Source organism: Streptomyces sp. NBC_01198, from assembly GCF_036010485.1.
Classification (GTDB): Bacteria; Actinomycetota; Actinomycetes; order Streptomycetales; family Streptomycetaceae; genus Actinacidiphila.
This window is the reverse complement of record NZ_CP108568.1, coordinates 2,017,122-2,040,716: the sequence shown is the minus strand read 5'-3', so window position 1 is coordinate 2,040,716 and position 23,595 is coordinate 2,017,122. Positions and strand designations below refer to the sequence as shown.

19 protein-coding genes are annotated in these 23,595 nt (G+C 70.9%); 13 read left to right on the top strand and 6 right to left on the bottom strand.

Going from position 1 to position 23,595, the window contains the following annotated elements; genetic code table 11:
* The first annotated feature begins 99 nt into the window (after nucleotides 1-99).
* Nucleotides 100-969, top strand: coding sequence for a S1 family serine peptidase (locus OG702_RS09130; protein WP_327288341.1), 870 nt, complete (start codon nucleotides 100-102; stop codon nucleotides 967-969).
* Between the two features lie 76 nt (nucleotides 970-1,045).
* On the opposite strand, the gene OG702_RS09125 is transcribed toward OG702_RS09130, so the two are convergent.
* A complete protein-coding gene (locus tag OG702_RS09125; protein ID WP_033173880.1) occupies nucleotides 1,046-1,276 on the bottom strand; it encodes a DUF7455 domain-containing protein in 231 nt (76 codons plus the stop codon).
* A gap of 425 nt (nucleotides 1,277-1,701) precedes the next feature.
* Between OG702_RS09125 and OG702_RS09120 the strand changes: the two genes are divergently transcribed.
* A complete protein-coding gene (locus OG702_RS09120; protein WP_327288339.1) occupies nucleotides 1,702-3,822 on the top strand; it encodes a DNA gyrase/topoisomerase IV subunit B in 2,121 nt (706 codons plus the stop codon).
* A 93-nt stretch (nucleotides 3,823-3,915) separates the two neighbouring features.
* Here the strand turns inward: OG702_RS09120 and OG702_RS09115 are convergent, their stop codons facing one another.
* Entirely contained in the window at nucleotides 3,916-4,068 is a 153-nt protein-coding gene (locus OG702_RS09115; RefSeq protein WP_327288338.1) for a hypothetical protein, read from the bottom strand.
* A gap of 171 nt (nucleotides 4,069-4,239) precedes the next feature.
* On the opposite strand from OG702_RS09115, the gene OG702_RS09110 reads away from it, so the two are divergent.
* From OG702_RS09110 to OG702_RS09095, 4 genes are all read left to right on the top strand, one after another.
* Entirely contained in the window at nucleotides 4,240-4,869 is a 630-nt protein-coding gene (locus OG702_RS09110; RefSeq protein WP_327288337.1) for a hypothetical protein, read from the top strand.
* Between the two features lie 333 nt (nucleotides 4,870-5,202).
* A complete protein-coding gene (locus OG702_RS09105; protein WP_327288336.1) occupies nucleotides 5,203-7,044 on the top strand; it encodes an SCO2524 family protein in 1,842 nt (613 codons plus the stop codon).
* Between the two features lie 3 nt (nucleotides 7,045-7,047).
* On the top strand, nucleotides 7,048-7,968 hold the full coding sequence (locus OG702_RS09100) for an SCO2523 family variant P-loop protein (RefSeq protein WP_327288335.1): 921 nt from the start codon (nucleotides 7,048-7,050) through the stop codon (nucleotides 7,966-7,968).
* A 180-nt stretch (nucleotides 7,969-8,148) separates the two neighbouring features.
* Entirely contained in the window at nucleotides 8,149-9,732 is a 1,584-nt protein-coding gene (locus OG702_RS09095; RefSeq protein ID WP_327288334.1) for a hypothetical protein, read from the top strand.
* Between the two features lie 18 nt (nucleotides 9,733-9,750).
* On the opposite strand, the gene OG702_RS09090 is transcribed toward OG702_RS09095, so the two are convergent.
* A complete protein-coding gene (locus OG702_RS09090; protein ID WP_327288333.1) occupies nucleotides 9,751-10,722 on the bottom strand; it encodes a hypothetical protein in 972 nt (323 codons plus the stop codon).
* A gap of 247 nt (nucleotides 10,723-10,969) precedes the next feature.
* Between OG702_RS09090 and OG702_RS09085 the strand changes: the two genes are divergently transcribed.
* Entirely contained in the window at nucleotides 10,970-12,256 is a 1,287-nt protein-coding gene (locus OG702_RS09085; protein ID WP_327288332.1) for an MFS transporter, read from the top strand.
* A gap of 6 nt (nucleotides 12,257-12,262) precedes the next feature.
* Here OG702_RS09085 and OG702_RS09080 read toward each other — a convergent pair whose 3' ends face one another.
* Entirely contained in the window at nucleotides 12,263-12,568 is a 306-nt protein-coding gene (locus OG702_RS09080; protein ID WP_327288331.1) for a cupin domain-containing protein, read from the bottom strand.
* 434 nt (nucleotides 12,569-13,002) lie between these two features.
* Here OG702_RS09080 and OG702_RS09075 point away from each other — a divergent pair, with 434 nt between their 5' ends.
* The 3 genes from OG702_RS09075 to OG702_RS09065 all read left to right on the top strand — a co-directional run bounded on the left by OG702_RS09075 (nucleotide 13,003) and on the right by OG702_RS09065 (nucleotide 16,062).
* Nucleotides 13,003-13,755: an SDR family oxidoreductase gene (locus OG702_RS09075; RefSeq protein WP_327288330.1), complete on the top strand. Its 753-nt coding sequence runs from the start codon at nucleotides 13,003-13,005 to the stop codon at nucleotides 13,753-13,755.
* Nucleotides 13,756-13,921: 166 nt separating this feature from the next.
* Entirely contained in the window at nucleotides 13,922-14,401 is a 480-nt protein-coding gene (locus OG702_RS09070; RefSeq protein ID WP_327288329.1) for a DUF485 domain-containing protein, read from the top strand.
* A gap of 14 nt (nucleotides 14,402-14,415) precedes the next feature.
* Nucleotides 14,416-16,062 (top strand): solute symporter family protein, encoded by a 1,647-nt coding sequence (locus tag OG702_RS09065; protein WP_327293156.1) that lies wholly within the window; start codon nucleotides 14,416-14,418, stop codon nucleotides 16,060-16,062.
* Between the two features lie 31 nt (nucleotides 16,063-16,093).
* Here the strand turns inward: OG702_RS09065 and OG702_RS09060 are convergent, their stop codons facing one another.
* Nucleotides 16,094-17,005, bottom strand: a complete 912-nt coding sequence (locus tag OG702_RS09060) for a sucrase ferredoxin (RefSeq protein WP_327288328.1) — start codon at nucleotides 17,003-17,005, stop codon at nucleotides 16,094-16,096.
* A 271-nt stretch (nucleotides 17,006-17,276) separates the two neighbouring features.
* Nucleotides 17,277-19,724, bottom strand: a complete 2,448-nt coding sequence (locus OG702_RS09055) for a DNA gyrase/topoisomerase IV subunit A (RefSeq protein ID WP_327288327.1) — start codon at nucleotides 19,722-19,724, stop codon at nucleotides 17,277-17,279.
* A gap of 211 nt (nucleotides 19,725-19,935) precedes the next feature.
* Between OG702_RS09055 and OG702_RS09050 the strand changes: the two genes are divergently transcribed.
* The 3 genes from OG702_RS09050 (at nucleotide 19,936) to OG702_RS09040 (ending at nucleotide 23,571) form a co-directional block, all read left to right on the top strand.
* Nucleotides 19,936-21,288: a M16 family metallopeptidase gene (locus OG702_RS09050; RefSeq protein ID WP_327288326.1), complete on the top strand. Its 1,353-nt coding sequence runs from the start codon at nucleotides 19,936-19,938 to the stop codon at nucleotides 21,286-21,288.
* Nucleotides 21,289-21,305: 17 nt separating this feature from the next.
* Nucleotides 21,306-22,670, top strand: a complete 1,365-nt coding sequence (locus OG702_RS09045; protein ID WP_327293155.1) for a M16 family metallopeptidase — start codon at nucleotides 21,306-21,308, stop codon at nucleotides 22,668-22,670.
* Nucleotides 22,671-22,896: 226 nt separating this feature from the next.
* Entirely contained in the window at nucleotides 22,897-23,571 is a 675-nt protein-coding gene (locus tag OG702_RS09040; protein ID WP_327288325.1) for a GntR family transcriptional regulator, read from the top strand.
* Nucleotides 23,572-23,595: the final 24 nt, after the last annotated feature.

The following is a 23,595-nucleotide window of genomic DNA, read 5'->3' as shown; positions in this document are numbered from 1 at the left end:
CCGCCCCGCTGCGCGGGGCGGCGGATCTCTGCGGATGCGGCCTCCGGCCCTATCGATGACTCTGGGTGTCCAGAGTGATTCACAGGGTCAGGAGGCCGTATGCATGTCCCCATCCCCGCCCGTCTGCTCCGTCGTGCCATGGGCGGCCGCCGTGCAGTGATAGCCGTGGCGGCCCTGCTGCCGGCGCTCGCCGTCCCCCTGGCGGCGCCCGCGGCTCCGGCCGCCGCCGACGGAGTCGTGGTCGGCGGCGCGCCCACCAGCACCGACAGCGAACCATGGGTGGTGGCGCTCGGCAGCCGGGAGCGTTTCGGATCCGGCAGATCGGGGCAGTTCTGCGGCGGTGTGTCGGTCGGGCCGCGTACGGTCGTCACCGCCGCACATTGCTTCGGCGAGGAGGCGCTCGGCGTCACGGACTGGCGGAAGCTGCCGGACCTGCGGGTCATCGCCGGGCGCACGGACCTCAGCGGTACGACCGGGGAGGAGCTGCCGCTGTCCGATGTGTGGGTGAACCCGGACTTCGACCCCACCACCAACGCCGGCGACGTCGCGGTGATCACGCTGCCGCAGGCGCTGCCCGACGGCGCGGTCATCCCGATGGCGGGACCCGCGGACACCGCCCCCTATGCGGCGGGAACGCAGGCGCAGGTGTACGGCTGGGGCGACACGACGGGGCAGGGCGCGTACCCGAAGTCGCTGCGGACGGCCACCGTCGACGTCATGGCCGACACGGTGTGCGAGCAGGCGTATCCGGGCAACGCCGACGGTACGTATCTGCGTGCGTCCATGCTCTGCGCCGGGGTGTCAGGCGGCGGCAAGGACGCCTGCCAGGGCGACAGCGGTGGTCCGCTGGTCGCGGACGGCCGGCTGATCGGCCTGGTCTCGTGGGGGACGGGGTGCGCCGAAGCGGGCTTTCCCGGGGTCTACACGCGCGTCTCCGCGGTGTCGGGGCTGGTGGCCCAGCACATGTGACGGAAGGCCTGCGGGCGGACACCCCCTGCTGGGGTCCGTCCGCCCGCGGGTCCGAGCTAGTCGCTGGTGCGATGTGTCAGCGCTCGTCGTCTCCCGCCGACGCCGGGGGGTCGGTGAGCCGTCCGGTCTCGTCCTGTATTTCCGCAGCGATCTTCTTGAGTTCCGGCTCGAACTTGCGTCCATGGTGTGCGCAGAAGAGCAGCTCTCCGCCACTGATGAGCACGACACGCAGGTAGGCCTGAGCGCCGCAACGGTCACAGCGGTCTGCCGCAGTCAGCGGACTCGCGGGGGTCAGAACAGTAGTCACGTCGCCTCTTCTCTAGCTCGACGAGCTGTCGTACCAGGGTCAACATCCAACCAGGCCGAAAACGTTCCCGCTGACGACTTTTCCTCAAAAACGGGCCTCGGGGTGACTGGGTGTGACCGATTGGCGGCGAATAGGAGTTCTTGCGTCGGATGTCGCTTGTGGGGCTTTTGCAGTGCTTGTCCTGGCTTGGCCCCGACCGGCTTGCCGGGGTGTTGGTGAGGACGTGCCCGGAGCCTAAATGGTTCATGCGTCTTTGGGAACGTGACATGTGTATCACTCGCGCGGGTGATCGAACACATGCTCGAAAACGACTACGATGAGCGCTTGGATACCGGGTGGCGGCGTGGCCGCTCCCCCCGACCTCGGTACCCTCTCACCGACACGGCCGAAGACCTTCAGGCCGTCCAGACCGAGGAGTTGTCCGCGTGACCGCCGAAACATCCGTGCCGTCCTCCGCGCTGCTGACGGGCGCAGATCGCGACGGCTCCAGCTACACCGCGCGGCACCTGCTCGTTCTCGAGGGGCTTGAGGCGGTACGCAAACGGCCCGGCATGTACATCGGCTCCACGGACAGCCGCGGTCTGATGCACTGCGTCTGGGAGATCATCGACAACTCGGTGGACGAGGCGCTGGGCGGCCACTGCGACCACATCGAGGTGATCCTCCGCGAGGACGCCTCCATCGAGGTCCGGGACAACGGCCGCGGCATCCCGGTGGACGTCGAGCCCAAGACCGGCCTGTCCGGCGTCGAGGTCGTCATGACCAAGCTGCACGCCGGCGGCAAGTTCGGTGGTGGCTCCTACGCGGCCTCCGGCGGCCTGCACGGCGTCGGCGCGTCCGTGGTGAACGCCCTGTCGGCCCGTCTCGACGTCGAGGTCGACAGGAGCGGCCACACCCACGCCATCAGCTTCCGCCGCGGGGTCCCCGGCGTGTTCAAGGGAGCCGGCCCCGACGCCCCCTTCGACCCCGCCAGCGGCGTCACGAAGGCCAAGAAGATCCCCCGCACCCGCACCGGCACCCGGGTGCGGTACTGGGCGGACCGGCAGATCTTCCTCAAGGACGCCAAGCTCTCGCTCGACCACCTGCACCAGCGCGCCCGGCAGACCGCCTTCCTCGTCCCCGGACTGACCATCGTGGTGCGCGACGAGCGCGGCCTGGAGTCGGACAAGCCGGTCGAGGAGACCTTCCACTTCGACGGCGGCATCAGCGAGTTCTGCGAGTTCCTGGCCCCCGACAAGCCGATCTGCGACGTCCTGCGCCTCACCGGCACCGGCACGTTCAAGGAGACCGTGCCGGTCCTGGACGACCGCGGCCACATGACCCCGACCGAGGTCACCCGCGAGCTCGGCGTCGACATCGCACTGCGCTGGGGCACCGGATACGACACCACGGTCAGGTCCTTCGTCAACATCATCGCCACGCCCAAGGGCGGCACCCATGTGACGGGCTTCGAGCGCTCCGTCGCCAGGACGATGAACGAAGCGCTGCGGGCCGCCAAGCTGCTGCGGGTCGCCGAGGACGACATCGTCAAGGACGACGCCATGGAGGGCCTGACGGCCGTCGTCACCGTACGGCTCGCCGAGCCGCAGTTCGAGGGGCAGACCAAGGAGGTGCTCGGCACCTCGGCCGCCAACCGGATCGTCTCGACGGTGGTCGCCAAGGAGCTGAAGGAATTCCTGACCTCCACCAAGCGGGACGCCAAGGCCCAGGCCCGCGCCGTGCTGGAGAAGGCCGTCGCCGCCGCCAGGACCCGGATCGCCGCCCGCCAGCACAAGGAGGCGCAGCGCAGGAAGACGGCGCTGGAGACCTCCTCGCTGCCGGCCAAGCTCGCCGACTGCCGCAGCGACGACGTGGACCGCAGCGAACTGTTCATCGTGGAGGGCGACTCGGCCCTCGGCACCGCCAAGCTGGCCCGCAACTCCGAGTTCCAGGCCCTGCTGCCCATCCGCGGCAAGATCCTCAACACCCAGAAGTCGTCGGTCTCCGACATGCTCAAGAACGCCGAATGCGGCGCGATCATCCAGGTGATAGGAGCCGGCTCGGGCCGCACCTTCGACATCGACCAGGCGCGCTACGGCAAGGTGATCTTCCTGGCCGACGCCGACGTCGACGGCGCCCACATCCGCTGCCTGCTGCTGACCCTCTTCCAGCGCTACATGCGCCCGATGGTGGAACAGGGCCGGGTCTTCTCCGCCGTCCCCCCGCTGCACCGCATCGAACTCGTCCAGCCCAAGAAGGGCCAGGACAAATACATCTACACCTACTCCGACAGCGAACTGCGCCAGACCCTGCTCGACCTCCAGCGCCGCAACGTCCGCTACAAGGACGGCATCCAGCGCTACAAGGGCCTCGGCGAGATGGACGCCAACCAGCTGGCCGAAACGACGATGGACCCGCGCCACCGCACGCTGCGCCGCATCAACATCAGCGACATCGAGGCCGCTGAGCAGGCCTTCGACCTGCTGATGGGCAACGAGGTCGCCCCCCGCAAGGAGTTCATCACCAACTCGGCCACGACGCTCGACCGCTCGAAAATCGACGTCTGACCTGCGGCTTTGTAGTCGAGCGGACTCGGGGACCCTTTGCAGTCCGCACACAGTCTGCAAGGGAACTGACGTCACGTCAGTTCTGGGGGTTGTTCAGGCCGCCGCGCGGGCCTCTGCGTCGCCCTCTTCGGGGCGGTCCGCGTAGGCCTTGTCGACGGCGGCCCGGGTCCGTTCTTCGGACTCGGGCCACAGGTGGGCCGGCCGCGCGCCTTGCGGCACCATTACGCCGGCCTGCCCATCAAGCACGGCGAGTCCGTAAAGACCCTCTCCGAGCGCCTCAGCCTTACCAACGCGGCCACGACGCTGAACATCTAAATTTGACGCCGGTATGAACTGGAAGCCTTGACCTCGGCTCTCCGCCGAAGCCGATCGAGCCCGGGCATACTCTGGTCCAGGTCGCCGAGGCATGGGGGAAGCATGGACGCCGCACCGAGGGATCAGCCGCTTGAGGACGGGCCGGAAGGCGCGACCGACACGGACTCCAAGCCCTGGGACGCGCCGCCCCGGCCGCGTCTGCGGGAGCGGTTCACCCGGGCGCAGTTGGTGTCCCGGTCGGCCTGGGCAGCGGGCGGGCTGCTGATCGCCTACGCCGCCGCCGCATTTGCGGTCCGGGGCATGTGGCTGGACCTCGCTCTGCTCTGGATCTGTCCGATCCTCTGGATGTTCGCCGCCGGGATGGTGGTCGCGGTGCCCGAATTCCGGTCGGAGAAGCCCCTGCGCCGGGCCCGCCGCGTACCGGCACGCTACGTGCGTACGGAGCCCCACCGGGACTACCACGGGGACTTCGAGCAGGTCTACCAGGTGCAGACCGGAGAGAGTCGGGAGGTGTACTGGCGCAGGAACTGCGGGAAGACCCCCGACCTGGCCGCACTGCCGATCCGGCACGTCTGGCTTGTGGCGAGCGAGGAGAAGGACGTGGCGGTGTCCACTGGGGGGCTCGTCTTCCTTGCCTTCTTCATGTTCATGCTGCTGTGCGCGGGTGCCGTCTTCGCACTTTCGGGACTGGCCGCCGTCGCGTTCTGTCTGCTCGGCCCCTGGCTGCTCTGACGACGCTGACGCAATGTGTGGGAGGTGCCCTACGTTCGGCGCCTGCCATGGCCAGGCAGGGCGCTGCAGCGGTAGGACCGTGGCGTAGGCGTCAGTCCGCGTGGCGCGGTCCGCAAACAGTCCGCAGGACAGTCGAAAACGCCGTCGGGGGCCACGCTGGCCATCGGGAATGATCACCGCGTGCGGATGATGTGGCCCCGCGCGATACCGGAGTCTGTACGCAACCACCGGTACGAATGTGCTGAAGGACGACTGGTCCTGCGGGTCCGCAGGAAGTTCGGCCGTGGATATGCTTGCGGTCTCGGCAGGGGACACCCGAGCAAGGGGTGGGGGATGCGGATCAAGCCACGCCGGCATTTGCTGGATATCTGGCAGGCTGTTTCACGTCATTCGTTTGAGGATGGCGAATGGGCTTGGGGTGAATGGGGAGGTCGCAGCAGCGTCGCCGACGCCGAGCGGCTGCTGTGCCTGATGTATCCGGCCACGGAAATCCCCAGCTTCCGGCTTGACGACCCGGACACCGTCGAACGCGATGTGCTGACCGCGCTGAAGGGCGTCGGCGGGCGAGTGGAGCTCCCCGCGAAGCTGGTACGCGTCCTCGGCGAGTTCATGCGCACCTACACGACACCGGACAAGCGCCCAAGCTTTGCGGGCGGTTACTCCTTCGACGCGTGCGACCCCGGCCGGGAGCTCAGCGAGGAGCAGCGCCAGCTCGACGTCGTCGACTCGTTCTCGATGTCGATCACCTTGTGCCTGGCCACCCTCGGCTTCCTCAAGGTCTACCAGAGCACGACCCGGCGCGGCGAGATGCGCGCGCTGATCGAGGAGGTCCGGGTCGCCGCCGAGACCCGGCTCACCGCGGCCATGGTGAGCTTGCTGCGCTCCTTCACTGTCAACGTCTTCGGCCCCGAAGAACCGCAGGGCCGCACGATGTGCGGCGTCCTCGGCCAAGGGCATCTCTCCGACCGCGTCGTCGTGGAGCGGTTCCATCGCCGCTTCGAGGCACTGCGCGCCACCATCAGCGAGAGCTTCGTACTCGGCATCGACACCGCAGACCGTCTCGGGGACGAGAGCCAGCTCTTCGAATGCGGGTGGGCCTGGGGCCTGGTGAAGGACTCCCCACCGGTCGAGACCACCGAGTCGATCGGCCCGCAGCCCGACGGCGTCGCCCGGCCGATCCCGTACCTCTACTTCACGGTTGTCGCCCTCGACGGCATCCAGGACCTGTTCTCCGAACGCACCCTGACGCTCGGTCTGCTCACGCCCGAACAGCAACGGCTCGCCGAAGCGTTACGCCTGCGGTGGGAGATCACTCGGCAGTTCTGGTCCGGCATCGCCCGCTTCGGCGACGCTGCCTGGCCGCTGGAGGACATTCCCTGGCGAACCAGCGGAGAGCGCCTCGAGTCGGAGTACTTCTCACTCGCAGTCGTCTCCATCCTGGTCCATGACCTGGTGAGCCGCCGCGCGACCGACGACGACCTCACCCGTACGGTCACGGTGATGGAGCGGCTCGCCGAGCGCGGCCGGATCAGCAGCCGGCCGACTGTCGAGGACAAGGCGATCGGCCTGCACACCCCAGGCGTGCGGTTGCCGCTCCAGGGCAGCGGCGACACCGGCACCCCGATGCAGTGGACCGTCGGCGACTTCTCGGCCCAGTTGCTCAAACGGAGCATCCAGCTCTCCATACTCTCGCGGAACACGTCCTCCCACGACCGGCTGCTGACGCTTGCCGAGCGCATCTTCGACCACGTCTGGAGGCGGCGGATCCGCGACGGAGAGGGCGCCGGGCTGTGGGACGACGTCCAGGCCGTCTACCCGGGGATGTCGGCCCCTCAGAGACCGCCGTCCTGGAACATCACCGAACGGGTCGTCGAGTGCATGGTGGCCGGCCGACAGTTGTTCAGCCAGCCGCCGATCCGCAGTACCGAACTGGCCAGTCACGCCTCCTCGCTGCTCAGCGAGGCGACCCACCTGCTCGGCAACGAGCAGCTCGAACCCACCTCGGGCCAGGACGCCTCCCGTGGCGTGGCGCTCAGGTCCATCGAGGTCAAACTCGCCCGGGCGCGCGGGATCATCGACCGGCAGCCCGGCACCGCGATGGCCCTCACCATGGACGTCCTCGGTGAGTTGGACAGCCTGGCACTGGCCAGGCACACCGCCTCCCGGGGAGTGTGAGCTGTGCTCGTCTTCGCCGCTTCGGACAAGGGCGGCACTGGCCGCTCGGTCACCAGCGCCAACGTCGCCTTCCGCCGTGCGCTGGCGGGGGACGATGTCTGCTACCTGGACTTCGACTTCGGCTCGCCCACCGCGGCCGCACTCTTCGGCATACGGAGCGCGGTGGGCGGCACCGACCACCATGGCGGCCTTCACTCCTACCTCCAGGGGAAGGCCGACGTGCCCGTCCGGCTGGATGTCTGGGCACACACCGAGCACGAGGTGCTCCGTCTCCAGCCCGCCGCCTCCGGCAACCTCGTCCTGTTGCCGGGCGAGCGCAATGGTGGCGAGTTCGCCCTGGTCAAGGACATGGTGAGCCGCTGCATCGACCTGTTCCTGCGGCTCGACAGCGAATTCGACGTGGTGATGGTCGACCTCAGCGCAGGGCGCAGCTACGCCGTCGAGATGGCGCTCGAGGTCACCGCACGGCCCGAACTGCAAGGCGTCGAGGCCCGGTGGCTCGTCTATCACCGTTGGACCCGGCAGCACGTGATCGCTGCCTCCGGGCTCGCCTTCGGCCCGCGCGGCATCCTCGCCGGCGGCTACGCTCGCGGCCACGATGTCGAGAAACTGCGCGGGAGCCTTCGCTTCGTACGGGTGGCTGTGCCCGACCCCGAGACGCCGCCGTGGTCGCGGGTGCCCGCCACCCAGTCCGCATGGATGCGCAAGTGTGACCAGGACCTCGACCGGCTAGCCGCCGACTGCGGCGTCGGCTACACCGCCGTCATCGGCTCCGTGCCGCTGGAACCCGTCCTGCAGTGGCGCGAACAGCTCATCACCGACGAGGACGTGCTCTCCAGCCGGATCGCCAACTTGGGGACTTTGCAGGCGTTGCAGGATCTGGCCGAGAAGCTCACCGACGAGGACACGTGGCGGATGTCGTGACCGGAGCCGGCGCTCGCTTGCGGGAAACGATCGCCGAGTCGCCCACTCATGCGGTGCCGCTCGCCCACGACGCTCGACCGCTCGAAAGGTGGCCCCCGCAGCCTTTCGCTGACACTCTGTCTGCTGGGAATCGGGGCGGGCCGGTCACGGTCCACAGTGTTCGCATCCGGGGGGATCATCGTGTTCGGCGACAAGCGCAAGGCCGGGGACCAGTTGGGCGGGCCGCCGAAGCGCGCGAAGACGGAGAGGGCAGCGTCTTCGGATGACCTGCTCAGTGGGACTCCCGCCACGGACGTTCCGTCAGGTGCGGTGTCGGACGCGGACGACAGCAGCTCCGAGGAGCAAGACGTCGTGCTGGTGGACGTCCTGCCCGCTGCTCTCCACGCACCGGTGAAGGAGTACGTCGACCAGCAGGCGACACGCTTGGTCACACGGCTGCGTGCCGAAAGCGATGACGATGTGCGGATCCTGACCCGGCAGGCGGCCTACGCCCTCTTCCCCAGAGTGGAAACCGCTGTCGGCGTGAAGGCCCCGGGTGACCCCTCGAAGCTGGCGGCCGCGGCGGTGAAAACCGGCCTGAGCGAGATCGTCAAGTCACCGGCGTTCAAACGTCCAGGCAACGGGCAAGCGGGTGCCTGGTATGAGGACGGACACCTTGTCGGCCCGGCGTCGAAGGCCGCGACTCGGGACCTGCAGCTGCTCAACCATCTTTCGCAGGCTCTGATCAACCACGTCGGCACCTCCGAGAAGAGCGGCACCAAAGAGATCGAGGCCATGGCCATCAACGGCCGGATCCTGATCAGCGCCAACGAGCAGCGCACTGTCACAACGCTGCTGGGATACGACCTCGCCACCGTGCTGACCAGGCCGGGCAAAGAGGTGAAGGATCCATGGGCGCAACGCAAGGCCGTCAAGCTGAGCAGCCTTGTGAAGGCACTGGGCCTGACCACCTCTCCCTCCGAGCTCCCTGGCGACTCGGCTGAAGCCGCAGGGGTCAAGCGCCTGGTCCAGCTCCAGGTGGACTGCACGATGGCGCCGGCACAAGCCGAAGCCGTCAGAGCGATCCTGGCGACTCTGCACAAGGTGATGACTCAGCCGGCCGCCAAGAAGATCATCGACGGGGGAACACCCGCCAACGCCACCCCGAGGCCCCCTCACGTCATCGCGCTGATCACCGGCGCCGCGTCGGACGGGCGCTTCATCGCGGTCAACGGGCAACCGAACAAGGGGCTCACCGCCCATGCAGAACAGAACCTTCTCCACGCCGCGATCCTGGCGAGCCACCGGGGCAGATCGTCCGTGGCCGGCGGCAAACGGCCCTGCACCGTCTGCTGGGTGACGCTGCGCCTGGCGCGGGAGTACGGCTACGACGTCTCCTTCAACCCCCGTCCAGGAGGCCTGTGGGACACCACGACCTACCAGGGCCTGCAGCGGGTCGCCCAGTCTCTCGGGATCATGGCCGTCTGCGAGGAGGCGCAAGGTCTCATCAACGGGACGGACCTCGAACCCGGTCTGGTCCAGCACGCCACCGCCGCATCGCTGGACGCCCCGCCCCTGACCTCGACGAAACTGCGGGAGACCGTCATCAAGTCGACCGTGTCCCACCGCAATACGCTCACCCAGTCCGCGAGCGAGTCGCTCGACTCGCAGAGCAGCCAGTCCGCCGTCGAGGACGCCGACGCCGATGCCGGGGCGCTCGAGGACGACGACCAGGACCTCTTCCTGGAGATCACTCCGGAGGAAAATCCGATGGAGACCGACTGAGCAAACAGGCCCGAGGGTTCAGAGGTCGTTATGTCCCGTCTTTGGTGGGGCTGTCGCCGCCGAGGCCGGCCAGCCTCGGCCGGCCGTCACCTCGTGTGCGATGCGACGCCACCGGACCTCCCCGCCGGGCAGGGGCCAGGCCCAGGTCGGCTGTTCCGCGGTGTTCAGGCCGTGGAGGAGGCGGGCGAGCTGCGGGCCGGCGGTGGCGGCACCGTCCGGGACGGTGGGGCCGTGGACGGTACGGAGTCCTGCGAAGCGTGCCAGTTCGCACTCGTAGAAGCTCACGGCCTCCTCGGTCCGCGCGGCCAGGTCGTCGTGCGGCACCGTACGGTGCAACTGCAGCAACGGAGGCTCGAGGGACTCGGCGATCGCCGCGGTGAGCCGCGCGTGACCGTCCAGGATCAGATGGCAGTCCAGCCCACTGACCCACCACAGGAGGACCGGCGGAAGCGTCCCTTCACGGGCCTGCTTGCGGTACGCCTTGACCCGGCTGTCGTCGGTATCGGGCATCGGGCGTAGGGGAAGGACCTCCCACGAGCCGGAATGGAAGAACCAGTCGAGGTAGCCGTCGGGGTGGCCGTCGACAACCATCGAGCTCCAGTACTCGGCATGCGAAGTGCCAGCAGGGCGCCAGCGCTGGAGCGGGCTCTCGCACGACAGGAGCCATCGGCCCTCGTGGAGCGGGCTGTCCGGCGCGTCGATGAGGTACTGCGCGAAGCGGTGAGCCCACCGTTCCGGGCTGCCCGCGAGGGCGCGCCCCATATCGGCGCGCAACGGCGGGACGAAGGAGCGGTACTCGTCGGTGCGCCAGAAGTCGACGCCTTGGAGGTCCTCGTCGACAACCGCGAGCAGTACGGGACGCGACAGTTGGGAGACCAGCAGTTGCTGCCCAGCACTGAACACGCAGAGGCCCGGCTGGCGGCGCTCCCGCACATCCAGGGACAGGCCCACCCAGGTGCCGTCGTGCCGCGTAACGTCACTGCGCTGCATGGAGAGAGCGTAGGCGGTTGCTCAATGGGATGAGCTGATGAGTCTCCTTGCCAGGCCGACATGCCCTGCCGACCGCACGAGCGGGTCGCCCCGGCTGGAAGACATGCGGTGCTCGTTGGTGGCCGGCGGAGCGCCCGCGGCGGCGACGCTTGACCGCGTCACGGCGGCCAATATTGCCGTGCCCCGCGGACCGTTGCCGTGTCAGGATGCGCCGCGTCGTGATGTCCGCGCCCTCTCGGAGCTGCTCTTGGCCGGCAATCGCCGCCCCCTCGCCGCCGTGCTTGCCGCCAACGTCGTGTCCATCAGCGGGAACGCGCTCACCGGGATGGGTGTGCCGTGGTTCGTGCTGCAGAGCACCGGAAGTGCGGGCAAAGCCGGGGTCGTCGCTTTCTGCACGATGCTGCCTGTGGTGCTGTCCGCGGTTGTCGGCGGGCCGGTCATCGACCGGGTGGGGCGGCGGCGGGTCGGGGTCGCGTCGGATCTTGTCTGCGGGGTGGTGGTCGGGGCGGTTCCGGTGCTGGAGTCCGCCGGGGTGCTGCGGTTCTGGATGCTGTGCGGGCTGATGGCCGTCACCGGGCTGTGCCACGCGCCCGGCGAGACTGCCCGCGGGGTGCTGCTGCCCACGCTCGCCGAGTCCGCGGGGATGCCGCTGGGGAGGGCCGCGGCCTGGTACGACGGCGCGTCACGGTGTGCGGGGATGATCGGATCTGCCGTCGGCGGTGTGCTCATCGCCCTCCTGGGGGCGCAGAACGTCCTGTTGCTGGACGCCGCGACGTTCGCCGTGTCGGCCTCGCTCCTCGCGTTCGGCCTGCGGGGCGTGGCCGAGGCCCAGCCGCGCAAGCGGCACGGTCCGGCGTTGCCGCGCGCGTACCGCCGTGAGCTGCGGGTGGGCTACCGATACGTGCTCGCCACGCCGCTTCTCCTCGGCATCTGCCTCATGACCCTGGTCACGAAGGGTCTCGACCAGGGCTGGAGCGTGGTGCTCCTGCCGGTGCACGTTCGCGAGCACTGGGGCGGCTCCACCGATCTGGGCCTGCTCAACGCGCTGTTCTCGGTCAGCGCGCTCACCGGGGCGCTGGTCTACGGGAGCGTGGCCGGGCGCTTCCGGCGGTGGCCGGTGTTCACCGTCGCCTTCCTCGTCGGCGGCATGCCCCGCTTCCTGGTCGCCGCCTGCACCGGCACCGCGGCGCCGCTGGCCGTGACGATGGCGATCGAGGGCCTCGCCTTCGGCGTGCTGAACCCCATCCTGGCCACGGTGGTCTACGAGACGGTGCCCGACGAGCTGCGCAGCCGCGTGCTGAGCGTGACCACCGCCTCGGTCCTGGTGGTCACTCCGCTGGGCGGGCTCGCCGCCGGATTCTTCGTGGATTCCGCCGGTCTGTTCAGCACGATGCTGGTGGCCGGCTGCGTCTATCTCCTGGCCACTCTCAGCCCGGCCGTCTTCCCCAGCTGGAGGCAGATGGACGGCCCCGGCCCGTCCGAGGGCGGGTCGAAGAGCCGGGTGCCGCTGGAGGCCGAGCCGGGGGCGGTATAGTCGGCCCTAGTCCTCCGGTACCTCGACGATCACCAACGTGCCGTGGCTCCCGGGGCGGACCGTGTGCGGGGTTCGCGCCGGCATCATGTAGAGCTCGCCCGCCCCGACCACGATCGGCTCGCCCTTCACGTCGAGTTCCAGCCGCCCTTCGAGGACCAGCAGGGCCTCGGCCACAGCGTGGGTCTCCTCCTTGACCGGGCGTTCGTCCATGCGCAGCACCTTCACGCAACTGGTCCCCACCAGGCCAAGGCTCCGGGAGTCCCACGCTTCCGGCAGGCCGGCCGCGGTCTCCGCAAGGTTGATCAGGCTCATGGCACACCCCTCCGCACGGACCCGGCCGGTCATGCCGTGCGGGTCCGCATACGACGCTCAATGGACTCCTTGAAAGCTATCTGACCAGGAAAAACAAGTGGTAGACCGTTTGGTAAAACCTGCCGTCGATCGCCGGCCGTGGCCGCTTCCGGCTGCCGGGAGCGGGGACGAGGCCGTCGCGAGGGTAGGGGGCCGGCGGCTTCCGGCCGACCAGTTCGACGTCTCCGAGGTGATCCTGACCGCCGGTGGCGTCGTCATCGCGAGCTGCCGGCCGCGTCGGCCGGCGACAGCCCGGACGGGTGCGGCCGGCGGGCGCCCCGGGTGCCGGGACCTGACAATCGGGAGGAACGCACCGAGAACGGGAGGTAGGCGATGGCGTACATCGCAAGGGACGGCTCGCGCGGCATGGGCGTCGTCGGCGCCGGTGCCCCGTCATGACCGACGAGTCCGCCGCCGGGAGTAACGGCGAAGGGGACCTCGCCGGTCAGACCGTCGTGGTGATCGGCGCCAGCGCCGGGATGGGCCTGGAGACCGCACGCCAGGTACGGGCGCGCGGCGGCCAGCTGGTCATGGTCGGCCGCAATCCCGAGCGGTTGCGGAAGGCCGCGGAGGAGCTCCGTCCGGTCAGCACGGCCGCCTTCGACGCCACCGATCCCGACCGCCTGCAGCGGTTCTTCGAGGAGCTGCCGGGGACGGTCGACCACGTGATGGTCACCGCAGGCCAGCCGTCGTACATGCCGCTTGAGGGGATGGACCTCGCCGCCGTTCGCCGGGATGTCGGCGAGCGGATGGCCATGACGCTCGGGGTGGCGCTCTGCAGCCGTGACAAGGTGCGTGCCGGCGGCACGCTCATCTTCATCGGCGGCACCGGTGGCCGGCGGCCCGGCGTCGGCATGAGCGTCATGGGCGCGCTCACCGCGTCACTGCCCGCGCTCACCGCGAATCTGGCGCTGGAACTGGCGCCGATCCGGGTGAACCTGATCGCCGCGGGCTTCGTCGACACGCCCCTGTCGGCCGCGCTGCTGGGCGACAAGCTCGACGCCCGGCGCGAGGAACTGCGCACCACGCTGCCGATCCGCCGGGTGGTGGGCCCGGCCGACATCGCCGCCCTGGCCGTCCACCTGATGTGCAACGACGCGATCACCGGGGCGACGTACGACATCGACGGCGGCCAGCAGCTCCTCTGACCAGGCCCGCCTGGAGGGAGTCGTGACCGTGCTCAGCTGGTCGGATGAGCCCACTGACGCCACTTCACCTGATGGGGTGAAGGTTTCGGCTTGTTGGACCAGGATCTTCCCGCTCTGTCCATGATTGGGCACACGGCCCATCCGGCCGTGGAACGAGGAGAGTTCGGTGGACAAGCACGACGGCGGCGACCCACTGGCGCTGCGGGTGGACGACCCCTGGCGGGATGCCGGAGGTGCAGGGCTCTGGGTGCCCGATCAGGAGGCGCCCGCCGCGCCACCGGTCGCGGTGCCACCGGCTGCCGCGGGGGCGGCCGGGGACCGGGGGGCGGTTTTCCAGGAGGTGCAGCACAGCGCGGCGTTCCAGGAGGTGAGAGGCCGGTATCGCGGGTTCGTCTTCCCCGTGGCCGCCGCCTTCGTGGCGTGGTATCTGCTCTACGTCGTGCTGGCCACCACCGCGCCGGGGCTGATGGCGCGCCAGGTCACGGGCGAGGTGAATGTGGCGATGGTCGCGGGGCTCGCGCAGTTCGCCACGACGTTCCTGCTGACCTGGGCCTACGTCAGACACGCGCGGCTGCGCAGGGACCGGGCGGCGCTGGACCTGCGGTGGACGCTGGCGACCAGGACCGGACAGGAGCGGGTCCGTTGACCGGCGGGCGGATGATGGCCGGCCGGTATCTGGCGGATTCGGCGGGAGAGCACCAGGGCCTGGCCGTGGTGCTGTTCACGGTGTTCGTGTCGGTGACGCTGGCGATCACCGCGTGGGCGGGGCGGCGGCGCAGCTCGTCGGAGGAGTTCTTCGCGGGCGGCCGGATGTTCTCCCCGATGGAGAACGGCTTCGCGATCGCGGGCGACTACATGTCGGCGGCGTCCTTCCTCGGTATCTCGGGCCTGATCGCGCTCTTCGGCTACGACGGGATGCTCTACTCCGTCGGCTTCCTGGTGGCGTGGCTGGTGGTGCTCATGCTCGTCGCGGAACTGGTGCGCAACTGCGGGCGCTACACGCTGGCCGACGTGCTGTCGGCGCGGATGCGGGAGCGGCCGGTGCGGATCGCGGCGGGCACCTCGTCCGTCGTGGTGTCGGTGCTCTACCTGGTGGCGCAGATGGTCGGCGCGGGCAGCCTGGTCGGCCTGCTGATCGGCGGTCAGGGCACGGCGGCCAGGACCTGGGCGGTGATCGGGGTCGGGGCGCTGATGGTGTTCTACGTCTCCTTCGGCGGCATGCGGGCCACCACCTGGATCCAGATCGTCAAGACCGTGCTGCTGATCAGCGGCACGGTGATGCTCACCGTGATGGTGCTGGTCCGCTTCCACGGCAACATCGACGACCTGCTGCACTCGGCGGCCACCGGCAGCGGGCACGGGGAGTCCTTCCTCGCGCCAGGGCTGAAGTACGGCGGGAGCTGGACGTCGCGGCTGGACTTCATCAGCCTCGGGCTGGCGCTCGTGCTGGGCACGGCGGGGCTGCCGCACATCCTGTCGCGCTTCTACACGGTGCCGACAGCCCGGTCGGCCCGCCGGTCGGTGGTGTGGGCGATCGGGCTGATCGGGGCGTTCTACCTGATGACGATCGTGCTCGGCTTCGGCGCCGCGGCGGTCGTCGGGTCCGGCACGGTCCGGTCGTCCAACGCGGCGGGCAACACGGCGGTGCCGCTGCTCGCCGAGGCGCTGGGCGGCGGAGCCGGGACGACCTGGGGCACCGTGCTGTTCGCCGTGGTCGGCGCGGTCGCCTTCGCGACGATCCTGGCGGTGGTGGCCGGGATCACCCTGGCCTCGTCGGCCTCGGTGGCGCACGACCTCTACACGGCGCTGCGCCGGCCGCTCGGCAGGCACGGGCGGCGGGAGCAGGCCGAGGTCACCATGGAGCAGGACGAGGTGCGGGTGGCGCGCTTCGCGGCGGTGGGCATCGGTGCGGCGGCCATCGCGCTGAGCCTGCTGGCGCAGGACCAGAACATCGCCTTCCTGGTCGGCCTCGCCTTCGCGGTGGCGGCGTCGGCGAACCTGCCGGCGCTGCTGTATTCGCTGTTCTGGCGGCGGTTCACCACCCGGGGCTCGGTGTGGGCGATCTACGGCGGGCTGATCCCGGCGCTGCTGCTCGTCGTGCTGTCGCCGGTGATGTCGGGGCGGCCGGACGCGCTCTTCCCCGGCGTCGACTTCCACGTCTTCCCGCTGGAGAATCCGGGCCTGATCTCGATCCCGCTGGGCTTCCTGGCCGGATGGCTCGGCACGGTGCTCTCGCCCGAGCCCGCCGACCCCGGGCGCTTCGCCGAGACGGAGGTCCGCTCGCTCACCGGGGCGGGAGCGGTGTAGCCCCGCGGCCCGGTGGGATACGGCGGGGACGTCAGCCGACCGCGCTGACCGCGGTCGCGGTCAGCCGGGCCGGGGTGCCGAGCGGGCCGTCGCAGCTCTCCGGGCGCGGCGGCTGCGCCGCGCTCCGCGTCACCGTCACGTCCCAGGCCCTGCCGTCGGTGTGGGCGACCAGGACGGACCAGCTGCCGCCGTCCGGTTCCGCGACCGTACGCCGCACGGTCAGCGCGCCCTCCAGGTCGACGCCCGCGAGGGCGCGTACGGCCAGGTCGGCCGCCTGCCCCGGGCGGTCCCAGGCGGACCGGCCGCGGCAGCCGTCGAGGACGACGCGGCCGGTGCGGGCCGCCTCCAGGACGTTCTTGGCGAGCCGGCCGTCCACCCGGCCGTAGGTGTAGCCGTAGGGAAGCACCAGCATGGTGGGGGAGAAGCGGTGGCCGCCCAGGTGGGTGATCTCCCAGGCGTCGGCGCCGCCGGAGGCGGCCAGTTCGGCGGCCAGCGGCCGCCCGTGCACCGCGCAGCAGCGGTCCCGCCTGCCGTTGGTGCACACCAGCGCCAGCGGCGGGCCCACATGGGCGGTGCCGAAGCCGCCGTGCGAACCCGCGCCCAGCGCCGCGAAGTCCAGCTCCGCCAGGTCCGCAGCGTCGGCGAGCGTGTCGGTACGGATCCAGGCGTCGCCCGGGGCGGTGTGGCCGAGGAAGACGCGGCGCCTGGCCGCGGTGTGCAGGTCGGCGTGCCGGCCCGGCCTTCGGATCAGGGCGACGCGCACGCCGGTGCCGTCGGCGGCCCGGTCCAGCGCCCGGCCGACCGCCGGGTCGAGCCGGCTCCCGGTCAGCGCCTTGCGCCCCCACGGCCCCGGCTGCTCGATCAGCAGCCAGGTCCTGGCGGTGGCGGCGGTGGCTGCCACCGGTTCGCCGAGCTCCGCCGACGCCGTCGTACAGGTACTCACGCAGGCGAGCCTAGCCGTGCCGGCCCACCCTCACCCGGACGGCCCCGCCGACGCTGGGCGCCGGGCGCCCCGGACGGCGCGTGGCCCTCGGACCCCGGGCGCTGCGGACGGCACGTGGCCGCCGGGTGCCGGGAGCTCCGGAGGGCGTGTGACCCTCGGAGCCCGGGCGCCCCGGACGGCGCGTCGCGGTCAGAGCGCCCCCCTGAGCAGGGGTGGCCCCGACGACGGCACCCGGCGGTCCGACGGCCGGACCGCCGGCCTGGGGGGGCCGTCAGGCCGGGCCCGCCACCACTGCCACCGGCTTGGCCAGCGGGACGCCGGAGCCGTCGCGGCGCGGGTCCTTCGGGGGGAGGTCGGCGGGGGCGCCGGTCGCGGTCGCCGCGCGGGCCGGGGCAGCGCCCGCCCAGGCGAACGTCAGGCCCGTCTCGCCGCGCAGGAAGCGCTGGCAGCGCACCCCGCCGGTGGCCCGGCCCTTGCGCGGATACTGCTCGAACGGCGTCAGCTTCGCCGTCCCCTCGCCCGCCCCGTCCAGCGTGTCCTCGGCCTTGGCCACCGTGAAGACCACCGCGTCCACCGCCGGGTCCACCGCGGTGAAGGAGATCACCTTGGCGCCGTCGGCGAGCTTGACGCCGGCCATGCCGCCGGCCGGGCGGCCCTGCGGGCGTACCTGCGCGGCCGGATAGCGCAGCAGTTGGGCGTCGTCGGTGATGAAGACCAGGTCCTCCTCGCCGGTGCGCAGCTCCACCGCACCGATCACCGTGTCGCCCTCCCGCAGGCCGATGACCTCCAGGCCGTCCTTGTTCGCCGGGTAGTCGGGCACCACGCGCTTGACCACGCCCTGCTCGGTGCCCAGCGCCAGGCCGGGCGAGGACTCGTCGAGCGTGGTCAGGCACAGCACCCGCTCGCCGTCCTCCAGCGCCAGGAACTCGGTCAGCGGCGCCCCGCCGGCCAGCGACGGCGGCCCCGCGGTGTCCGGCAGCATCGGCAGGTCGATCACCGTCACCCGCAGCAGCCGACCGTAGGAGGTGACCGCGCCGATGTCGGCCCGGGCCGTGGAGGGCACCGCGGAGACGATCACGTCGTGCTTGGCCCGCCGGCCCCCGCTGTCGGCCGGCTCGTCGCCCCTGGAGGTGCGGGCCAGCAGCCCGGTCGAGGACAGCAGCACCCGGCAGGGGTCGTCGGCGACCTCCAGCGGCACCGCGGAGACCGGCGAGCCCGCCGACTCCAGCAGCACCGTGCGGCGCTCGGTGCCGTACTGCTTGGCCACAGCCGCGAGTTCCGCCGACACCAGCTTGCGCAGCTCCGCGTCAGAGTCGAGGATCCGGGTCAGCTCGGCGATCTCGGCGGTGAGCCGGTCGCGCTCCGACTCCAGCTCGATCCGGTCGAAGCGGGTCAGCCGGCGCAGCGGGGTGTCCAGGATGTACTGCGTCTGGATCTCCGACAGGCCGAAGCGCTCCTTGAGGCTCTCCTTGGCCTGTGCCGCGTTGTCGCTGGCGCGGATGATCGCGATGACCTCGTCGATGTCGACGAGCGCCACCAGCAGGCCGTCCACCAGGTGCAGCCGGTCGCGGCGCTTGGTGCGGCGGAATTCGCTGCGCCGCCTGACGACCTCGAAGCGGTGGTCGACGTAGACCTGGAGCAGTTCGCGCAGGCCGAGGGTGAGCGGCTGCCCGTCGACCAGGGCCACGTTGTTGATGCCGAAGGAGTCCTCCATCGGCGTCAGCTTGTAGAGCTGTTCGAGCACGGCCTCGGGGTTGAAGCCGTTCTTGATCTCGATGACCAGCCGCAGGCCGTGCTCGCGGTCGGTGAGGTCCTTGACGTCGGCGATGCCCAGCAGCTTCTTCGCGCCGACCATGTCCTTGATCTTGGCGATGACCTTCTCGGGGCCCACCGTGAACGGCAGTTCGGTGACGACCAGGCCCTTGCGGCGCGCGGTGACGTCCTCCACCGAGACCGTCGCGCGGATCTTGAAGGTGCCGCGGCCCGTCTCGTAGGCGTCCCTGATGCCGGACAGCCCGATGATCCGGCCGCCGGTCGGCAGGTCGGGGCCGGGGATGTGCCGCATCAGGGCGTCGAGGTCGGCGTTCGGATAGCGGATCAGGTGCCGGGCGGCGGCGATGACCTCGCCCAGGTTGTGCGGCGCCATGTTGGTGGCCATGCCGACCGCGATCCCGGACGCCCCGTTGACCAGCAGGTTCGGATACGCCGACGGCAGGACCGCGGGCTCCTGCTCCTGGCCGTCGTAGTTGGGCGCGAAGTCGACGGTGTCCTCGTCGATCGACTCGACCATCAGCTGCGCCGGGCCGGACATCCGGGCCTCGGTGTACCGCATCGCGGCCGGCAGGTCGTCCAGCGAACCGAAGTTGCCGTGCCCGTCGACCAGCGGGAGGCGCTGCGAGAACGGCTGCGCCATCCGCACCATGGCGTCGTAGATCGACGCGTCGCCGTGCGGGTGCAGCTTGCCCATCACCTCGCCGACGACCCGGGCGCACTTGACGAACGCGCGGTCGGGGCGCAGCCCCATCTCGTTCATCTGGTAGACGATGCGGCGGTGCACCGGCTTCATGCCGTCACGGGCGTCGGGCAGGGCGCGCGCGTAGATGACCGAGTAGGCGTACTCAAGATACGAGGCCTGCATCTCGTCCACGACGTCGATGTCGAGGATGCGCTCCTCGAAACCGTCATCGGGCGGCGGGGTCTTCGTCGTGCGGCGGGCCATCTCGGCGGCGCTCCTTCGTCTGGACCGGAAGGTGGTTCGGCTGGACCGGTGAACTGACGCGGACCATTGTGGACCGCGCCACCGACATCGCCGACCACAACCCGGCACGAGCGTGCCCACGACCGGGAACTTCGCCGCCCGCCGACTCGCTTGCCTAGAGTGGCAGCACTCTACGCAGTCACGAGCACGCGACCGGAAGGACAGCTTGCCCATGGGTCACACGGCCACGCCGGAGGCACACTCCAGCGGCCTGACAGCCACCGAGCACCGCCTGGCGAACGGCCTGCGGGTGGTGCTCTCCGAGGACCACCTCACCCCGGTCGCGGCCGTCTGCCTCTGGTACGACGTCGGTTCGCGGCACGAGGTCAAGGGGCGTACGGGGCTCGCCCACCTCTTCGAGCACCTGATGTTCCAGGGTTCGGCGAGCGTCAAGGGCAACGGCCACTTCGAACTGGTCCAGGGTGCCGGCGGCTCGCTCAACGGCACCACCAGCTTCGAGCGCACCAACTACTTCGAGACGATGCCCGCCCACCAGGTGGAACTGGCCCTGTGGCTGGAGGCCGACCGGATGGGCAGCCTGCTGGCCGCCCTGGACCAGGAAAGCCTGGACAACCAGCGGGACGTGGTGAAGAACGAGCGCCGCCAGCGGTACGACAACGTGCCCTACGGCACCGCCTTCGAACGGCTCACGGCGCTGGCCTACCCCGACGGCCACCCCTACCACCACACCCCGATCGGCTCGATGGCCGACCTGGACGCGGCCTCCCTGGAGGACGCCAGGGCCTTCTTCCGCACGTACTACGCGCCGGGCAACGCGGTGCTCTCCGTCGTCGGCGACATCGACCCGGAGCAGACGCTGGCGTGGGTGGCGAAGTACTTCGGCACCATCCCCGCGCACGACGGCAAGCCCGCGCCGCGGGACGGCTCGCTGCCCGAGGTGATGGGCGGCCAGCTGCGCGAGGTCGTCGAGGAGGACGTGCCGTCACGCGCCCTGATGGCGGCCTACCGGCTGCCCGAGGACGGCACCCGCGCGGGTGACGCCGCCGATCTGGCGCTGACGGTGCTGGGCGGCGGCGAGTCGTCCCGGCTGCACAACCGCCTGGTGCGCCGCGACCGTACGGCGGTGACCGCGGGCTTCGGGCTGCTGCGGCTGGCCGGGGCGCCGTCGCTGGGCTGGCTGGACGTCAAGGCGTCCAGCGGGGTCGAGTTGACCGCCATCGAGACCGCGGTGGACGAGGAGCTGGCCCGCTTCGCGGCCGAGGGCCCCACCGCGGAGGAGATGGAGCGGGCGCAGGCCCAGCTGGAGCGCGAGTGGCTGGACCGGCTGGCGACCGTCGGCGGGCGGGCGGACGAACTGTGCCGTTTCGCGGTGCTGTTCGGCGACCCGCAGCTGGCGCTGAGCGCGGTGCAGCGGGTGCTGTCGATCACCCCCGAGGAGGTTCAGCAGGTGGCCGCGGCCCGGCTGCGGCCCGACAACAGGGCCGTGCTCGTCTACGAGCCCACCGGCAACGGCCAGCAGGACGACCGAGACGACGAGGCAGACGAGGAAGAGGCCGAGCTGTGAGCGACACCGCTGCCGTCATGACGTTCCACCCGCAGCCGCAGGCCGGCGACCCCAAGCCCTGGGCCTTCCCGGCCCCGGAGCGCGGCGCGCTCGGCAACGGTGTGACGCTGCTGACCAGCCACCGCCCCGGCCAGCAGGTGGTGGCCGTCGAGGTGCTGCTCGCGGCGCCGCTTGACGCCGAGCCCGAGGGCCTGGACGGCGTCGGCACCATCATGGCCAGGGCGCTGTCGGAGGGCACCGACCAGCACACCGCCGAGGAGTTCGCGGCGGAGCTCGAGCGCTGCGGCGCCACCCTGGACGCGCACGCGGACCACCCCGGGGTGCGGGTCTCGCTGGAAGTGCCCGCCTCCCGGCTGGACCGGGCGCTGGGGCTGCTCGCCGAGGCGCTGCGGGCGCCGGCCTTCCCCGACGACGAGATCAAGCGGCTGGTGGCCAACCGTCTGGACGAGATCCCGCACGAGCTGGCGAACCCGGGGCGCCGGGCCGCGATGGCGCTGTCCGAGGAGCTCTTCCCGGCCACGCTGCGCTGCTCGCGGCCGCGGCAGGGAACCGAGGAGACCGTCCGCAGGATCGACGCGGAAGCGGTGCGCGCCTTCTACGCCGCCCACGTGCGGCCGGCGACGTCCACCGCCGTGGTGGTCGGCGACCTGACCGGTATCGACCTGCCGGCACTGCTGGACGACACGCTGGGCCGCTGGACCGGTTCCACGGCCGAGCCGCGTCCCCGCCCGGCGATCACCTCGGACGACTCCGCCCGGGTGATCATCGTGGACCGGCCGGGCGCGGTGCAGACCCAGCTGCTCATCGGGCGGACCGGCGCCGACCGGCACGACCCGGTGTGGGCCGCACAGGTGATCGGCACCTACTGCCTGGGCGGCACGCTGACCTCCCGGCTGGACCGGGTGCTGCGCGAGGAGAAGGGCTACACCTACGGGGTGCGGGCCTTCGGCCAGGTGCTGCTGGGGTCGGCCGACGGTACGGGCGCGGCGCTGCTGGCGATCAGCGGCTCGGTGGCCACCGAGGTCACCGGCGACGCGCTGGCCGATCTGCTGCAGGTGATCCGCACCCTCGCCGAGGGCGGCCTGACCGACGAGGAGCGGGACGTCGCGGTGCAGAACCTGGTCGGCGTGGCGCCGTTGCGCTACGAGACCGCCGCCGCGGTGGCCGGCACCCTCACCGACCAGGTGGAGCAGGAGCTGCCCGACGACTTCCAGGCCCGGCTCTACGCCCGCCTGGCGGCCACCGGCACCGTGGAGGCCACCGCCGCCGTGGTGCGGGCCTTCCCGCTGGACCGCCTGGTGGTGGTGCTGGTCGGCGACGCCTCGGTGATCGCCGAGCCGGTCCGCGCGCTGGACATCGGCCCGGTGCGCGTCACCAGCTGAGCCGCCGGCGTCCCCCCGGCCGCGGGCCCGGCGGCGACCCGCCGGGCCACCGGTCGGGCAGCCGCCGTCCGCACCGCGGGAACCTGAACCCCGGCGCCCGCCATGGCGCCGGGGTTCCGTGCGATTCGGACGAATTCCGGGGCCGCATTCCCTTTTCCATCCGCGCTGGAATAGAGTCGCAGCAGAATACGGGGAAAGAACGGAGTCCTGCGATGCGGAATCGGATGTGAACGGGACGGAAGGCACGGCGAGGCGTATCTCCGCCGAGGTGGTGTGTACGGCCATCCGCGACGACATCGTCGGCGGCTACTTCCCGCCGGGCAGCCGGCTGACCGAGGAACTGCTCGCACAGCGCTACGGGGTCTCGCGGGTGCCGGTGCGCGAGGCGCTGCGGACCCTGGAGTCCGAGGGCTTCGTCCGCACCCGCAAGCACGCAGGGGCGTCGGTGGCCGAGCCGACGGAGCAGGAGGCCGCCGACCTGCTGGAGATCCGCGGCCTGCTGGAGCCACTGGGCACCGCGCGCGCGGCCCAGCGGCGTTCCGACGCGCATCTGAAGGTGCTGCGCGGGCTGGTCCGGCTCGGCCAGGAGCGGGCGGTGCAGGGGCAGTTGTCCGACCTGCCGTCGCTGAGCGGCTGGTTCCACGAGACGCTGGCGCAGGCGTCGGGCAGCCCGACGCTGGCCGCCCTGCTGATCCAGCTGCGGCACAAGATCTCCTGGGTCTACGCCGACGGCGGCTCGGTCAGGGCGGCGGAGGCGTGGGAGGAGCACGCGGCGATCGTGGACGCGGTCGCCCGCGGTGACGCCGAGCGGGCCCGCAGGCTCGCCGCCGTGCACGTCGAGCACGCGGCAGCGGTGAGGACCCTGAAACACCGCGTAAACGCAGCGCGCCGCCGCAATTAACAATCGCACCGTATACAAGAGGGG